Source organism: Komagataeibacter saccharivorans (assembly GCF_004348195.1).
Taxonomy (GTDB): Bacteria; Pseudomonadota; Alphaproteobacteria; order Acetobacterales; family Acetobacteraceae; genus Komagataeibacter; species Komagataeibacter saccharivorans.
In genome coordinates this window covers 2,422,530-2,437,302 of record NZ_CP036404.1, presented here as the reverse complement: position 1 = coordinate 2,437,302, position 14,773 = coordinate 2,422,530, and the positions used below count along the sequence as shown (strand labels likewise).

The window sequence follows — 14,773 nt, the reverse complement described above, 5'->3', positions numbered from 1 at the left end:
CCCTACCTGACCATGTGTAAATCCCAGGTTACCCGCCCCATGACATGGCGGCGTGACCATCCGCCCCGTTGTCGGTCCCTGCCCATGTGGAATGAACCCTATCTTGAGACCTGCTGCCGTTCCGCCCTGCACCGGCTGAAACTGAGCGGACCTGACGGCCGTCCGCAGGACCAGCGCGATGAACCCTGCCTGCGTCGGCTGGAACGTATGGGACTGGCCCGGTTGAACGATGGGCAGCGCTTCACCCTGACGGAACAGGGGCAGGCCCGGCACCGGACCGAAATACTGAAACTGCCAACATGATCAGCCATGCCGATATCTGGCGCGCCATAGACCGGCTGGCCGCCGAACGCGGGCTGACCCCCTCCGGCCTGGCCCGCGCGGCGGGTCTGGACAGCACCACGTTCAACCCTTCCAAACGCATCACGCCGGCAGGTCGCCCGCGCTGGCCCGGTACGGAAAGCCTGGCGCGCATCCTGTCGGCCACGGGCATTTCGTTTGAGGGATTCAGCCGCCTGCTTCTGGGGCAGAATGATCTGGAAGCGGGGGGCAAGGCCCATCATTCACACCTGAAAATCGTCTCGTTTTCCCAACTGGCCCATCCTGAACTGTTTGACGAAACCGGCCTGCCGGAAGGTGATATATGGGAAAAATGGGATTTTCATGGCACGGCGGACCATCATTCCTATGCCGTGCATCTGGACTGCGATTCCATGGAGCCGATCTTCCGCAAAGGTGGCACACTCATCATTTCCCCCACCGCCGCGATCCGCGTTTCCGACCGTGTGCTTCTGCATACGCCGCAGGGGGCACCATGCTGCGGCATGGTTACCGAACGGTGGCATGACATGCCTGCCACGGCCCCCCTTCACGAACTGGTGCGCATTCAGGGACTGGCCGCAATGATGGGCGAGGAAATCGTTCTGGACGGGACAACCCGTGTCCACCGCATCACCATGGCGTGCATGTAGGGCGGTTTCAGAAAAGAGCGACCGGCAACTGCGGATGCCGCAGGGAAACGGGGAATCGGGATGCGGGAACTCATGGCACAAGGCCCGCAGCCAGCAGGCCCGAAGCACTGCGGCGCCCGATCCGGCCACCCCGTGGAACCGGGGCGGCGCGTCTGCCGGTGCCTGTGATATTTTCCGCATTACCGGAACAGGTAGCGGCTGACTTTCCCGCAATTTTACACTATGTCTCGCCCATGACCGACACGCCCCTCTCCCTTATCCGCAATTTCTCGATCATCGCGCATATCGACCATGGGAAATCCACCCTGGCCGACCGCCTGATCCAGGCATGCGGTGCGCTGACACAGCGGGAAATGACCAATCAGGTTCTGGACAACATGGATCTGGAACGTGAACGTGGCATCACCATCAAGGCGCAGACCGTACGCCTGTCCTATCCGGCGCAGGACGGCAAGACCTATGTGCTGAACCTTATGGACACGCCGGGCCATGTTGACTTCGCGTATGAGGTCAGCCGCTCGCTGGCCGCGTGCGAGGGGTCGCTGCTGGTGGTCGATGCCTCGCAGGGGGTGGAGGCGCAGACACTGGCCAATGTGTATCAGGCCATCGACGCCAATCATGAAATCGTGCCGGTCCTCAACAAGGTTGACCTGCCTGCCGCCGACTGCGACCGGGTCAAGGAGCAGATCGAGGAAGTGATCGGCATTCCCGCCGATGACGCTGTCGAGGTCTCGGCCAAGACCGGCCTGAATATCGAAGCCGTGCTGGAAGCGCTGGTCAAGCGCCTGCCACCGCCCAAGGGCGATGCCAGCGCGCCGCTGCAGGCCCTGCTGGTCGATAGCTGGTACGACCCGTATCTGGGCGTCATCACGCTGGTACGCGTGAAGGAAGGACGCCTCAAGCGCGGCATGCGCATCCGCATGATGTCCACCGGCGTGGTCCATCTGGTTGATCAGGTGGGTGTGTTCGCCCCGCGCATGACCAATGTGGACGAACTCGGCCCCGGCGAAATCGGCTACATCAACGCCGCGATCAAGACCGTGGCCGACACCAACGTGGGCGACACCCTTACCGACGACCGCCGTCCGGCCAGTGAACCGCTGGCGGGGTTCAAGCCTTCCATCCCCGTGGTCTGGTGCGGCCTGTATCCCGTGGTGGCCGATGATTTTGAAAAGCTGCGCGACAGTCTGGCCAAGCTCCGGCTCAATGACGCCTCGTTCCACTATGAGGCCGAGACATCCGCGGCCCTTGGCTTCGGCTTCCGCTGCGGCTTCCTTGGCCTGCTGCATCTTGAAATCATTCAGGAGCGCCTGAGCCGGGAATTCGATCTCGACCTGATCGCAACGGCCCCATCGGTTGTCTACCGCATGCTGCTGACCAACGGCACGACGGAAGAACTGCACAACCCCGCCGACATGCCCGATCAGTCCCTGATCGAGAAGATAGAGGAACCCTGGATCAGGGCTACCATCATGGTGCCGGATGAATATCTGGGCGCCGTACTGACCCTGTGCAGCGAACGCCGTGGCATGCAGGAAGACCTGACCTATGTCGGCAACCGCGCCATGGCGGTCTACCGCCTGCCGCTGAACGAGGTCGTGTTCGACTTCTATGACCGCCTGAAATCGGTTACGCGCGGTTACGCCAGCTTCGATTACCAGATGGACGGATATGAGGAGAGCGACCTTGTGCGTATCTCCATCCTCGTCAATCAGGAACCGGTGGATGCACTGTCGTTCATCGCCCACCGCTCGGCTGCGGAAACACGCGGGCGTTCCATCTGCGCCAAACTCAAGGAACTGATCCCCCGCCAGTTGTTCAAGATTGCGGTGCAGGCCGCGATCGGCAGCCGCATCATCGCGCGTGAGACGATTGGCGCCATGTCGAAGGATGTGACCGCCAAATGTTATGGTGGCGATATTTCACGTAAGCGCAAGCTGCTGGAAAAGCAGAAGGAAGGCAAGAAGCGCATGCGCCAGTTCGGCAAGGTCGAAATCCCGCAGAGCGCCTTCCTCGCTGCCCTGAAGATGGATCAGTAACCAGCCACCCCGTAACGCGCATGGCGGAGCATGAGCATGCCGTTTTCCTCTTGCGCGCAGGAAAATTGGTGATATGTTCCGCACGCATCGGACAGGACCACCCGACAGGATGGTCCGATCCCGATAACGGCTGGAGAGATGGCCGAGCGGCTTAAGGCGCACGCTTGGAAAGCGTGTGTACGTTAATAGCGTACCGTGGGTTCGAATCCCACTCTCTCCGCCATACAGATGTCCCCATAAAATCACGGCATATCGCATCGCGTGCCCCGTTTGGGTGTGGCTGCATGGCATCATCCACTGATGTCGTGCCCGGGCCACGTTCATGCTGATCTGTAGGTCCGGTTTCTCCAGACAGGCCCGGGATTCCGCACATACTGCGCGAATTATCCGCTTCATTGTTCGGGATGGCGCATCAACCGGTTTGCGCCCATCACAGCCCGGAACACCGTGGCAGAAGTAATCCTGCCGGTCATGTGCGTGGATTACTTCCATTCATCCTTATCAGGACATGAAAATCAGAATGACCGACTGGCTGCATGTATTAAAGGCCAACGGAATGAAATTTTCAGGCAAGGCTGAATTAATCAATTTTCAACGGTATACCCTTACGGAAAGCGGACAAAGAGCGACTCGGTCAGTCAGCCAGAATGCAGCAGGCACCTGATCCCGCTGTCACAGCAGGTCCTCACGGGTGCAGATACAGGCACAAGAAGCGGCCTGTGGCCAAAGCCATAATAACCCGGTCGACAACACTGATGAATAACAGTGAATGACGCCATAACGGTGTGTGGTGGTCGACGGATTATTCCATTCCCGATAACATGGACATAATCGGGAAACAGATGATCTTTCATCCTATCGCAGGGAAAATGGCTTGCGGATCATCGGTTGAGAAGCCTATCAGGCACCATGGCAGGGCCAGACCGGCAGGGAAGTATAAAAATCGTTGGAAAATAGTGATTTAAACGAAAAAAGAGGGGCATCTTCCCGCAGAATCGCCGTTGTAACAGGAGCAACCGGGGGGATCGGGCAGGCCCTTGTACGCGACATGACCCAACGCGGTTACACGGTCATCATCCTGTCGCGGCAGTCTCTGCCACAGATGCCCGGCGTTTCGACGGTGCGATGCGACCTGACCGATATGGACAGCGTCCGTCAGGCTGCCGCCGACATTCTCGGGCAGGCACCGCAGATAGATATCCTTGTTCATTGCGCCGGTATCATTACGCCACAGCCCGTAGGCCAGTTGGACAGCGTGACGGTGGCCAGCCAGATTGCGGTTGACCTGAGCGCTCCGATCGAACTGACCAATGCCCTGCTTCCCGCCATGGGGGCCGGGGGGCATATCGTGTTCGTCAATTCGATGGCGGCTGTCTTTCCACTGGCTGGCAGCAGCGTCTATACCGCCGCCAAATTCGGCCTGCGTGGCTTTGCCCGGGCGCTGGAGCAGGAACTGCGGCCACGGCGCATCCGCGTCTCGTCAATCTATCCCGCCAGCGTCAATACACCCATGCTCAAACGGGAAATGGAGACAGGCGGGTCGATGTACAACTTTATCGACCCGCCGCTTGAGCCCGAGGTCATCGCCCGGCGGATACTGAAATGCTGTGAGTCCGCCAGCCGCGAAACCTTCAGTTCCGTATTCGACAAACTGTTCACCCATGCCTGCCTGCTATCCATGCCGCTGCTTAACCTCAGCCTGCCGATCATGAAAATGCTCGCCCGCCGGGGCTACCGCGCCCACCAGCGCCGGGATTCCTCACGTTCCTGATTCTTCACGGCGGAACATTCAGGAACGTTCCCCGTGAAACAATACTTCAGACTTTTTCCAGCAGTTCACGGGCCAGTTCGTTATGCCGCCGGGCCAGCGCGACCGGATCATGCCCCGTAAACTGTCCGTCACGGATCAGTACGCGCCCGTTGACAATGCTGCATGCAACGCGCCGTGGCGTGCAGAAAACCAGTGCCGCCACCGGGTCCGACTGCGCGCCCGCATGGTCGATCCCGCGCAGGTCGAATGCCACGATATCGGCCGCCATGCCGGGGGCCAGATACCCGATATCATCCCGCCCCAGCACGGCGGCCCCACCGCGCGTAGCCAGTTCCAGCACTTCACGCGCACGCATCATCGGCTGATTGTCGGGGGTTTCCAGCAGGCGGCCCAGCAGCATGGCCTGACGGGCCTCACCCAGCATATGACTGCCATCATTGGAGGCGGAGCCATCCACCCCCAGACCGACCCGCATGCCCGCCGCAACCATCTTCCGCACCGGGGCAATACCCGACCCAAGCCGCATGTTGGAACACGGGCAATGGGCCATGCCCGTATGCGTCGCGCCAAAGCGGGCAATACCCGCGCTGTCCAGTTGCACGCAGTGGGCGTGCCATACATCCGCGCCGATCCATCCCGTATCCTCGGCATATTCAGCGGGGGTCATGTTGAATTTTTCACGGCTATAGGCAATGTCGCTGGCGTTTTCAGCCAGATGGGTATGCAACATCGTGCCGGTGGCGCGCGCCAGGGACGCCGCGTTGCGCATAAGGTCACGGCTGACCGAAAACGGGGAACAGGGCGCCACCGCGATCCGCTGCATCGCAAGCGGCGCGGGGTCATGATAGGTTTCAATCACACGCTGGGTATCGGCCAGAATCGCGTCCTCATCCTCCACCACACGATCGGGAGGAAGGCCGCCCTGACTTTCACCCACGCTCATCGCCCCACGGGCGGCGTGAAAGCGCATGCCCATCAGTTGCGCGGCTTCGATTTCATCATCAAGACGCGCGCCATTGGGGAACAGGTAAAGGTGATCGCTGCTGGTCGTGCAGCCTGACCACAACAGTTCCGTCATGGCCGTACAGGCCGAAACCCGGATCATTTCCGGCGTCAGCCCCGCCCAGATGGGATAGAGCGCCTGCAGCCACCCGAACAGGGAGGCATCCTGCGCCGCCGGAATGACGCGCGTAAGGGTCTGGTACATGTGGTGGTGGGTATTGACCATGCCCGGCATCACCACATGGCCGGTCATGTCCATGACCTCATCAGCGGGGGGCAGCGGGTCCGCCGGAGTGCCGATTGCAGCAATCTGCCGGTCGCGCACCAGCACCCAGCCCCCTTCGATCTCGCGCCTGTCCGCGTCCATTGTCACCAGACGCAGCGTATTCCTGAGCAAAAGAGTGCGGGCCATGCATTACCACCGTACACAAACATAGAAACATGCCGCTTATGCAGGTTTTTCGGTGGGCTGCCTATATGGGACCGAAACGAACCGGTATCCATCTACCTTTTTACAGGCCGTCCAATAGCATTTACGGGTAAAATATCCCGTGCGTCTTCATCCCGAATGACAAAAGGAAACCATGATCATGTCACTCTCCCCTACCCCACTTCATGCCGATCCGCTGGAATGGGGACATGGCCCCAGGGTTTTTGAAGTTTTTCTGGAACCAACCTGCCCGTTTTCGGTCCGCGCCTTCAACAAGCTCGACGAGCTGCTGACCAGCGCGACAGCCGAACGCATCACCATCAGGATCCGGCTTCAGTCCCAGCCGTGGCATATGTTTTCAGGCGTGATCGTGCGCTGCATTCTGGCGGCATCGACACTGGAAGGTGGCCGGGAAACGGCGCGCGCGGTCATGGCGGCAGTTGGCGCGCACCGGGAAGAATTCGAATTCACCGATCACTGCGCCGGTCCCAATATGGATGCCACCCCCAACGACATCATCCGTCGCATCGAGAAATACAGTGGCGTTGCACTGGCGCAGGCATTTGCCCGGCCCGAACTGCAGAAAGTCATAAAATGGCATTGCAGATATTCCCGCCAGAACGGCATCCACGTCTCACCCACCTTCATGGTCGACGGGCTGATCGACCCCGCAATCAGCAGTGGCGACAGCGTGGAATCATGGATGGAACGCATCTTCGCGTGATGGCCTGCCGGCCGTCCTGACTGCCAATCGGGCCAGGGCAGCCGATGATGCGGAACCGAGCGCCGCCGATCCAGCAGCATCCACAACCGTCTCGACCAAGCATCGAGACGGTGCAGGAAGCGGGAACCGAAACAGCAGCGGCAGACAGCAAGCCAGAGGCGACCGAAGCCACCGCCGGAAAGGAAATCATGGCCAAAGACCGCAACGCCAGAGCCGAATGATTTGACGTAAAGCCCATGCCGTCTTTTTGACGGGGCCGTATGCGAGACATGCGCCCCGTGCGCTTTTTCAGGTCACTGTTTTGTATGGGGATATGGTGCCGGGTGAGGGATTTGAACCCCCGGCCTTCGGTTTACAAAACCGCTGCACTACCACTGTGCTAACCCGGCCCAGCAATGGATCAGACCCCTTTAACGGATCATCCAGTGCATCTGTTCCCCCTTTTTGCCGAAATGCCCTGCATGGTCAAGCAGGGATTCCACCCTTTAATGCCTGCTCATCCGTCCTGCCCATACGGACTGGATGTAATCACGTTCAGCCGGGCTCAACCCGTCCGAACCCTTGCTCGCCGCGCCATGCCCATGCGGGGTGGCCGGGGTTTTCCGTGCCGCCCCATCCGCACGGCGCGCAGGGCGGCTGGCATGGGGCGCGATGCCTGCTGCCGGGTTGGTATTGACCTCCCGTATGGCGTCGGCACAGGCGGACTTCTTGCCCACCCCGGCCTCGATCGTGGGCAGCAGACCGACAGGAGAGAAAACGAAGCCCGTCAGCACGGATGCGACAGCCCGGCCGATTACCTCCGCCCCCGGGCGGACACTGGGGCTTTTCAGCGCACCGGTGATGTAAAGCGGACCGGGAAAGGATGCGACGGCAAAATGGCGCGACCGCGTCAGCAGGGCATATTTGATGGTATTGTTGTTGAAATTGACATCCCCCTTGCCAACCGTGCTGGTGTCCCCCGTTTCCATCAGCATGGTATGGGTATGGAACACCCCTTCCTGCAGGGGCATATCCACAATCAGGCATTTCAGATCAGTGCGACCGGGCAGGCCGAGGGCGGATAGCAGCGCCTTGCCCAGTTCCAGCCCCAGCAGGTCGGGCAGGATGGCGGAAATATCACCCCCTTCATCCAGCGCCATGGTCACGCCGCCATTGCCGCTGCCGACAATTTCAGCCAGCGAGCGACCACGACCATGCACCATGATGTGGCCGCCAATCGTGCCCTGCCCATGGTAGTTGCCCAGCGCCTGCATGAGACGCGACAGGTCGATCTCCTCCATGTCAACGCGGATGCGCGCATCCACGCCATTGCCTGCCGGGATAAAGGTGCCACTGCTGGCCAGCCTGCCGCTGCCCACGCCAAAATTCAGGTGATGGACGTCAATCGTGCCATCACGCACGTCCAGCAGCACATCGATATTGTCCAGCGGCGTATGCCGGTTTTCGATGTGATCGCCGTGATAGGCCAGATGGACATTGGTGGCCCTGAGCTTGGGCATATTGATCGGCGTATTCGGCAGGACCGCGCCGCTGGCCTCATGCGCCTTTTCTTCCACCGCCTGCTGCGCGGTCGATGGATGATCCCCCGGCGTGGCCCCGAAGAACCCGCCCAGATCGGCCAGGTCAACATGACGCGAATGCAGGTCCGTATCCACGAATGTCACCGCCTGATGCGGATCGATGCTCAGCGTGCCGCCAAGGTCGCTGGACCCCACCTTGCCCTCGAAATCATGGAAGCGGATGCGTCGGTCCAGGTAATCAAGGCTGCCTGCCACATTATAGGCGGGTGTCTGCGGGATCACCACGCCGGTCAGCGGATAGAGCAGCGACATGTCCGGCCCCGCCAGCGTCAGGCGTAGCCGCGCCCCCCCGAAGGACAGCGGATCATCCACCGAACCCACCAGTGTAAGCTGCGTGGGGCCATGATGGACCGTCAGGTCCACCGGGTAAGGCCGCGCCCTGTCCGCAAGGGAAACCAGCGCCCCGCCGGAAAAATGGCCGGTCAGCATCTGCCCGGTATAGGTACCCCGTACATCCGCCACGATCCGCGCATCCGTATTGCCCTGCGCCGGGGTCGTATGGATTTTTGCACGCATGTCGCTGCGCAGGCCCGCATGCACCAGATGTAGCTGCCCGTCCGCAATATTGAGTTCACCAATCTGCGGCATGGGGGAAGCTGACGATCCGTCCCCCTTGCCGGGGAACTGGTAATTGGCCCTGCCATCCTTGCGGGCGGCAAGTTCAACCACCGGCCTGTCCAGCGCTATGACCGGCAGGTCCACCTTCCCGCCCAGCAGGTGCCACACATTGACCCCTACCGTCAGATGGTCCGCCGTGGCGAAGGGGGGCAGGCTGTCAAAGCCTTCCGGTTCATCAATGCGCACGTCATCGGCGGTGATGCGCGTCACGCGTCCCAGCCGGACATGCAGATGCGCGATGGAGACCTTGCGCCCCAGCGCCTCCCCCGCCTTGCGATCCACGAAGGGTACGAACCAGTCCCACGACCAGAAGATGACCAGTGCCAGCAATGCCGCCGCCAGCGCGCCCGTAACCGGAAAATATATCTGTTCCAGCACGCCGCTTCCCTGACCGTGCGGCCTGCTGTCATGACGGTCCAGTTCGGGCATGCGTTGCGGACTCCTTGCGAAACGGAAAAAAGGTATCAGATAAACGGGCAGCCACAACCGGAGTTGCGGCCCACGCGCCATCATCCCGCCCCCACGCCGCCTGTGGCACGTTTGGGCTGGCATGTGGCACGCGTGTCCTGTATGCGGTCAGGCATCCTTGTCCCGTATGGTAATCTGTTTGTCGCGAGAGGTCACTGTCATGCCTGCCTACCGTTCCCGCACTACGACACATGGCCGCAATATGGCCGGTGCGCGCAGCCTGTGGCGTGCAACCGGCATGCAGGACGGTGATTTCGGCAAGCCGATCATCGCGGTCGCCAATTCCTTCACCCAGTTCGTGCCCGGCCATGTCCACCTGAAGGATCTGGGCCAGCTTGTTGCAGGCGCCGTGGCCGAAGCGGGCGGCGTCGCGCGTGAGTTCAATACCATCGCCGTGGATGACGGCATCGCCATGGGCCATGGCGGCATGCTGTACAGCCTGCCCTCGCGCGAACTGATCGCCGATGCGGTGGAATACATGGTCAACGCCCACTGCGCCGATGCGCTGGTGTGCATAAGCAACTGCGACAAGATCACCCCGGGCATGCTGATGGCGGCCATGCGGCTGAACATCCCCACCATCTTCATATCCGGTGGGCCGATGGAAGCAGGCAAGGTGCTGAACAACGGCACGGAACAGCGTGTTGACCTCATTTCCTCCATGGTGGCGGCGGCCAACTCGGATGTGAGCGATGAACAGTCGGCCCAGATCGAACGGTCCGCCTGCCCCACCTGCGGATCGTGCTCGGGCATGTTCACCGCCAATTCCATGAACTGCCTGACCGAAGCACTGGGTCTGGCGCTGCCGGGCAACGGCAGCCTTGTGGCCACCCATGCCGACCGGCGCGAACTGTTCCTGCGCGCGGGGCGCGAGATCGTGGCCCTTGCCCGCCGCTGGTATGAAAAAGACGACGCGACCGTCCTGCCGCGCGGCATCGCCACAAAGCCCGCATTTGAAAACGCCATGTCGGTCGATATCGCCATGGGCGGGTCAACCAATACCGTGCTGCACCTGCTGGCCGCCGCCCATGAGGGGCAGGTCCATTTCACCATGGCGGACATCGACCGCCTGTCCCACCGGGTGCCGAACCTGTGCAAGGTTTCGCCCTCGCGCATGGACATCCATATGGAGGACGTGCATCGCGCCGGTGGCATTCCCGCCATCATGGGTGAACTGGCCCGCATGGGACTGCTGCACATGGATGTACCCAGCGTCCACGCCCCCAGCGTCAGCACCGCACTTGCCAAATGGGACATCAACGTCACTACGGCGGACGAGGATGCGCGCACGTTCTTCCGCGCGGCCCCCGGCGGCGTGCGCACCACGCAGGCCTTCTCCCAGTCCAGCCGTTACAAGGCGCTGGATACCGACCGGGCCAATGGCGCGATCCGCGATGCGGCCCATGCCTACAGTCAGGATGGCGGGCTTGCTGTCCTGTTCGGCAACCTTGCGGAAGATGGCGCCATCGTCAAAACCGCAGGGGTGGCGGCCAACCTGCTGACCTTTACGGGGCCTGCGCGCATTTTTGAAAGTCAGGATGCCGCCGTATCCGCCATCCTCGGCAACGAAATCGTGGCTGGCGACGTGGTGGTGATCCGCTACGAAGGCCCCAAGGGTGGACCGGGCATGCAGGAAATGCTGTATCCGACCAGCTACCTGAAATCCAAGGGACTGGCTGAAAAATGCGCGCTGATTACCGATGGCCGTTTTTCGGGCGGTAGTTCGGGCCTGTCGATCGGTCATATTTCGCCAGAAGCGGCGGAAGGCGGCATTATCGGGCTGCTTGAGGAAGGCGATACCATCGAAATCGACATCCCCAACCGTATCCTGCGCACCACGGTCACGGATGCCGAACTGGCCGCGCGGCGCGACCGGATGGAAGAACGCGGCGACCGCGCATGGCAGCCCGACCGCAAGCGTACGGTTTCCGTCGCCTTGCAGGCCTACAGCGCCCTGACCACCAGCGCCGCCCGTGGCGCGGTGCGTGATGTCAGCCAGCTTGGCCGCCGCACCAGCCGCTGAACCATCCACTGCCCTGAAACGCAGAACGCCCCGGCGGGACAGGATTTCCGCCGGGGCGTTCCGCGTTCCATCGTCCCATGTCAGGACTGCGCCGGACGGGGCCCCGCAATCTGCCTTACATCCCCACGCACACCGCCCTGTGTGCCGATGCGGCGGAATGTTGCCGTGACACGATGCCGCAGGGCCGCCAGATCCGGCAGGATGGCGTTGTGAAGCGAGCGTACGCTTTCATGGGTCGCATAAAAGCGCAGCGATGTGGCAATGCCGGTAATGATTGCCGCCCCCACAAACACGCCATCTACTTCTATAATCTTTGAATCGAACATCATTTCCTGCCCTGAGATGCCGACGGTCCTGACAGGCCCGCGCATCTCCGTTCCAGATAAGCTGCCAACATGCCGTTTGCGGCATATTCTGCTGTTTGGGTTATTGTGACCGCGCTAACGCAGCAAAAAGGGAAGAAGTTCCACAGGCGCATGATTTTCCAAAAGAAATATACTGCAAAAAACTGTATATCTTTAACCGGATCGACATTGTGCACCTGCCATCCATTTCTGAACAGGCGCTATCAAACCCGTTATTATGGCATTTCCATGGCTGGACACGGGCCATACGGATCGACACTGAAACAATACATCCACATCATGCCGGAAAAGAAATTATTATTAACGTAAAATATATCTTTACGGTACAGACGAAGACGCTCTGGCATCGAAAGGCCAGGATGCGAAAAAGAAGTCCTGACTGACACATCCCCGGCGGATGATCGAGCAGATACCGGGCATGAAGCCGGATGGGCGGAAACAGTTTCCTACCCAGGCTGGCAGGAAACTTGAGAAAGGCCGGGGACCGACGGGCGATGATGGCTGCCCCTACCGGGCAGGACTGTCATCTTCTGCCCCTTCATGACAGAAAGGGCGGGAAGCATTTTCCTTCCATCATGTAACCAACGGACAGGTGCCGCTTTGCCTTGCCTGACACATCATTCCTTCCCGTCATCACGCTCCATGTCTCGTCGCGCAACGTGGGGCGCTGCACTGGCGGTCTGCCTTGCCTTCGCCAGCCAGACGACCAGCACGCAGGCTGCTCCCGCCTATCCCGCGCCAATCGTTGGTAAGGAGACGACTGCCCATGCGTGGGGAGTCGAAACCCGCTTTACCCAGAGCACGCCGTGTCAGGTGGACATCACCCTGAACCAGACAGTTTTTCTGGCCCATATGCCGGAGATGATCCATCAGGGAATCTTCAACAGTCAGGTCACGCCTGCACTGCAGCAGCAGGCACCGCATTACCTGATGAACACGTTCCAGACCGATACAACGCCCGGCTTTGTCCATACGCTGTTCACCCAGAGCGGCGCGCCCACCCGCTGCCGGTTTGCGTGGTCCTATATCGCCCCGGATGGCACGCGCCACCCGATGCTGGCTTTTGACATGACACGGCAGGCCCATGACCGGATCGACTGGAACCGCCCGCGTTTTGGCGAGATGGCGGCAGCAGCCCAGAACCCGTGGGTAGACCGGGAGTTTGATACGGTGGTCAATCAGGAAACCCTGGATGTCACCATCACCCTCGCCAAAAATCACGATTCATCGGCAGACCTGCCGCCACCATCCGACGCGGCATCCCGCACTGACCAGCCCTGATCGCGGGGCTGACCGTCATGGTCCGTGCCGCAGCAGTCTTGCCGCCAGATCGATCAGCATCACGGCCAGCAGCAGCACCGTAACCACACGCAGGGCCATACGCGCCCTGCGCTGCACGGGTGTAGGGGGCTGTTCGCGACGATGCAGGACAAAAGCACCCCGCTGCGGGTCTGTAGGGACATCAGATCGCCTGCTCATTGCCCTGCTCCATCCATAATCCAGTGATAGGCATCTGTTTTGCCAGACAAGATGGATAACACCACCCCTGTGCCCGATACTTCCGCATCATGCGTATGATACGCCGCTTCCTTTTCCTGCCTGTCTGCCTGCTGGCAGTTATCGGCAGCCCTGCCGCGCGGGCTCAGGACTGCCCTGATTTTGGGGCCGGGCATCAGTTGCCCATTCTGGACCGGGTCCAACTTGCCCGACAGACGCAGATCCTGTGCAGCAGCGGATTCGCGGTGCTGTATTCCGGGCTGGCGCGCGAACCGCTATGGGCGGCGGAGCATCTTGATGTCGCCACGGTACGCGCTGCAATGGCAACCCCGCGCGAAGGCGATTTCCATCCCGATACCCGCCTGCCGCCCGGTTCACGCGCGGAACTGGCCGACTATGTCCGCTCAGGCTTTGACCGTGGCCACATGGCGCCATCAGGTGACATGCCGGACAGGCAGACGCAGGCGGAATCCTTCGCCCTGTCCAACATCGTGCCCCAGCGCGCGGAACTGAACCGGGGCCGGTGGGCGGAAATCGAATCGGCGGTACGCAGGCTGGCCCTGCGTGAAGGGGGACTGTACGTCGTGACAGGGCCAGCCTTCCATGCCCGCACCATTGCGACCATCGGGCCGGATCAGGTCATGGTTCCAACATCGACATGGAAAGCGGTCTACGACCCGCGCAGACAACAGACAGGGGTGTATGTGTGCCATAACGTGCCGCGCAATCCGCGCTGCAGTTACGTCAGCGTGGCGCGACTGACCCGTATTACGGGGGTTGATCCTTTTCCTGCCCTGCCCGCAGGTATGAAACAGACATGCATGACGCTTCCCTTCGGCCATACGGGCCGCAAGCGGCACAGCCGCCATGCCCGTCCCGTCTGGTAAGGAAAAAGGAGAGGTCCATGACCACCCATCGCCCCACCGCCGATACACCGGCACCCCTTGTTCCCTTTGCCGATAACGGCGCCAGCCGCACCATTGGGGGCATGACCGTTGAAAATGGCACTGACAGCATCGCGTTCTACGGCCAGACCGATCTGGACCGTGACAGGGCCGGACTGGAACGCGCGCAGGCATTGCTGGCGTTTTTCCAGCAGGTGGTGGACACGCTTTCCGCCCAGAAAGACCTGCCTGACAGCCTGCCGCCCCGTAAACCGGGCAGGATACCGAATCCATTTGCCTGAACGCGAACAGGACGGGCAGACCTTTCGCGCCCACGTGCAGCCCGACCGGGCACCTGAAGCCTGCGCATCCGACCGGATCGGGACCGGAGGCCGCCGGTT

General features: G+C 61.1%; 16 protein-coding genes and 2 tRNA genes. 13 read left to right on the top strand and 5 right to left on the bottom strand.

The window, feature by feature from the left end; translation table 11 throughout:
- The first annotated feature begins 84 nt into the window (after nt 1-84).
- From KSAC_RS11225 to KSAC_RS11205, 7 genes are all read left to right on the top strand, one after another.
- Nucleotides 85-303, top strand: a complete 219-nt coding sequence (locus tag KSAC_RS11225; RefSeq protein WP_102325317.1) for a hypothetical protein — start codon at nt 85-87, stop codon at nt 301-303.
- Nucleotides 300-971, top strand: a complete 672-nt coding sequence (locus tag KSAC_RS11220) for a helix-turn-helix transcriptional regulator (protein WP_110548055.1) — start codon at nt 300-302, stop codon at nt 969-971. The genes KSAC_RS11225 and KSAC_RS11220 overlap by 4 nt, the downstream gene beginning before the upstream one ends.
- A gap of 34 nt (nt 972-1,005) precedes the next feature.
- A complete protein-coding gene (locus KSAC_RS17320; protein ID WP_165927319.1) occupies nt 1,006-1,173 on the top strand; it encodes a hypothetical protein in 168 nt (55 codons plus the stop codon).
- Nucleotides 1,174-1,204: 31 nt separating this feature from the next.
- Nucleotides 1,205-3,010, top strand: a complete 1,806-nt coding sequence (gene lepA / locus KSAC_RS11215; RefSeq protein ID WP_102325214.1) for a translation elongation factor 4 — start codon at nt 1,205-1,207, stop codon at nt 3,008-3,010.
- A gap of 132 nt (nt 3,011-3,142) precedes the next feature.
- Nucleotides 3,143-3,233, top strand: a tRNA-Ser gene (locus tag KSAC_RS11210).
- 297 nt (nt 3,234-3,530) lie between these two features.
- Entirely contained in the window at nt 3,531-3,674 is a 144-nt protein-coding gene (locus KSAC_RS17315; RefSeq protein WP_165927318.1) for a hypothetical protein, read from the top strand.
- Between the two features lie 282 nt (nt 3,675-3,956).
- Nucleotides 3,957-4,781 (top strand): SDR family NAD(P)-dependent oxidoreductase, encoded by an 825-nt coding sequence (locus KSAC_RS11205; RefSeq protein WP_102325212.1) that lies wholly within the window; start codon nt 3,957-3,959, stop codon nt 4,779-4,781.
- Between the two features lie 46 nt (nt 4,782-4,827).
- Here KSAC_RS11205 and KSAC_RS11200 read toward each other — a convergent pair whose 3' ends face one another.
- On the bottom strand, nt 4,828-6,195 hold the full coding sequence (locus KSAC_RS11200) for an 8-oxoguanine deaminase (RefSeq protein ID WP_132305435.1): 1,368 nt from the start codon (nt 6,193-6,195) through the stop codon (nt 4,828-4,830).
- Nucleotides 6,196-6,373: 178 nt separating this feature from the next.
- Here KSAC_RS11200 and KSAC_RS11195 point away from each other — a divergent pair, with 178 nt between their 5' ends.
- A complete protein-coding gene (locus KSAC_RS11195; RefSeq protein ID WP_132305433.1) occupies nt 6,374-6,937 on the top strand; it encodes a DsbA family protein in 564 nt (187 codons plus the stop codon).
- 44 nt (nt 6,938-6,981) lie between these two features.
- Nucleotides 6,982-7,158: a hypothetical protein gene (locus KSAC_RS17310; protein WP_165927317.1), complete on the top strand. Its 177-nt coding sequence runs from the start codon at nt 6,982-6,984 to the stop codon at nt 7,156-7,158.
- A 93-nt stretch (nt 7,159-7,251) separates the two neighbouring features.
- Here the strand turns inward: KSAC_RS17310 and KSAC_RS11190 are convergent.
- A tRNA-Thr gene (locus KSAC_RS11190) sits at nt 7,252-7,326 on the bottom strand.
- 96 nt (nt 7,327-7,422) lie between these two features.
- Complete coding sequence (locus tag KSAC_RS11185; RefSeq protein WP_132305431.1) at nt 7,423-9,564, bottom strand: AsmA family protein; 2,142 nt, start codon at nt 9,562-9,564, stop codon at nt 7,423-7,425.
- Nucleotides 9,565-9,763: 199 nt separating this feature from the next.
- Between KSAC_RS11185 and ilvD the strand changes: the two genes are divergently transcribed.
- Complete coding sequence (gene ilvD, locus KSAC_RS11180) at nt 9,764-11,626, top strand: dihydroxy-acid dehydratase (RefSeq protein WP_132305429.1); 1,863 nt, start codon at nt 9,764-9,766, stop codon at nt 11,624-11,626.
- An 80-nt stretch (nt 11,627-11,706) separates the two neighbouring features.
- Here the strand turns inward: ilvD and KSAC_RS11175 are convergent, their stop codons facing one another.
- Entirely contained in the window at nt 11,707-11,952 is a 246-nt protein-coding gene (locus KSAC_RS11175; protein ID WP_102325316.1) for a hypothetical protein, read from the bottom strand.
- Nucleotides 11,953-12,633: 681 nt separating this feature from the next.
- Between KSAC_RS11175 and KSAC_RS11170 the strand changes: the two genes are divergently transcribed.
- Nucleotides 12,634-13,272 carry a hypothetical protein gene (locus tag KSAC_RS11170; protein ID WP_243705209.1) on the top strand — a complete coding sequence of 213 codons (639 nt, stop codon included), beginning with the start codon at nt 12,634-12,636 and terminating at the stop codon, nt 13,270-13,272.
- 15 nt (nt 13,273-13,287) lie between these two features.
- On the opposite strand, the gene KSAC_RS11165 is transcribed toward KSAC_RS11170, so the two are convergent.
- Entirely contained in the window at nt 13,288-13,470 is a 183-nt protein-coding gene (locus KSAC_RS11165; RefSeq protein WP_132305427.1) for a hypothetical protein, read from the bottom strand.
- A 95-nt stretch (nt 13,471-13,565) separates the two neighbouring features.
- On the opposite strand from KSAC_RS11165, the gene KSAC_RS11160 reads away from it, so the two are divergent.
- Both KSAC_RS11160 and KSAC_RS11155 read left to right on the top strand, forming a co-directional pair.
- Nucleotides 13,566-14,375: a DNA/RNA non-specific endonuclease gene (locus tag KSAC_RS11160; protein ID WP_132306249.1), complete on the top strand. Its 810-nt coding sequence runs from the start codon at nt 13,566-13,568 to the stop codon at nt 14,373-14,375.
- 17 nt (nt 14,376-14,392) lie between these two features.
- Nucleotides 14,393-14,674, top strand: coding sequence for a hypothetical protein (locus KSAC_RS11155; RefSeq protein WP_110547486.1), 282 nt, complete (start codon nt 14,393-14,395; stop codon nt 14,672-14,674).
- Nucleotides 14,675-14,773 lie beyond the last annotated feature (99 nt).